This window comes from Aminobacter sp. P4_D5 (genome assembly GCF_056401815.1).
The window spans coordinates 1-935 of sequence record NZ_JBFUIP010000472.1; the positions used below are offsets into that span (position 1 = coordinate 1).

At 71.4% G+C, this 935-nt stretch carries 1 protein-coding gene; it reads right to left on the reverse strand.

All coding sequences use genetic code 11. From position 1 onward, the window contains the following. Positions 1-935, reverse strand: a 935-nt coding sequence (locus AC1DWF_RS32845; RefSeq protein WP_476842699.1) for an acyl-CoA dehydrogenase family protein, incomplete at both ends; no start/stop codon positions are given.

Here is a 935-nt window from a genome sequence, read left to right on the forward strand (position 1 = left end):
GCCGAGCACGTGGATTTCCGTGCCGCTCATGCCCTTGGCGGGGACGAGGTCGTCCGGCGTGCCGCGCGGCTTCTCCGCCAGCAGCATCGACAGGCCCTTGTATCCTTCGTCGGGCGAGCCGGTGCGCACCAGCAGCGTCATCAGGTCGGAGCGCGAGCCATGGGTGATCCAGGTCTTGGCGCCATAGATCTTGTAGACATCGCCCTCCCGCACCGCGCGGGTGCGCAGGCTGCCGAGGTCGGAGCCGGTATTGGGCTCGGTGAAGACCGCCGTCGGCAGGACCTCGCCGCTGGCGATGACGCCCAGYCAGCGGGCCTTCTGCTCCTCCGTGCCGCCCAGGCGGATCAGCTCGGCGGCGATCTCCGAGCGCGTGCCCAGCGATCCCACGCCGAGATAGGCGCCGCTCAGGGCCTCCGACACCAGGCACATCGCCACCTTGCCGAGGCCGAGGCCGCCGAATTCCTCCGGCACGGTCAGGCCGAAGACGCCCATCTCGGCGAGCTTGCCGACCAGCTCGATCGGGATCAGCTCGTTCTTCGCGTGCCATTCCGGCGCGAAGGGGGTGATCTCGGCGGCGCCGAAGCGCAGGAACTGCTCGCGCGTCGCCTCCAGCATCTCGTCGTCGAGGCCGAGTGCGCCGAAGCGACCTTCGGAGAGCTCAGCCACCAGGGCCAGGCGCGCTGCTTCCAGCCCGGCGCGGTCGCTAAGTGCGGACAGCGCGGGCTCCGCCGCGAAGGCCGCGAGCGCCTCGGCGGGGACGCCCATGTCGCCCGGGCGGATCATCTCCGACTGGCTCATCGGGATACCGCCGGCCAGCTGCTGGCCATATTCGGCAAAGCCCAGCCGCAGCATGGCCGTCTCGGCGGCGCCGAGCGGGCCCTCGGCCTGCAGCCGGCCGGCCCAGGCCAGCGTCTGGCGCAGCGCCTCGACATAGG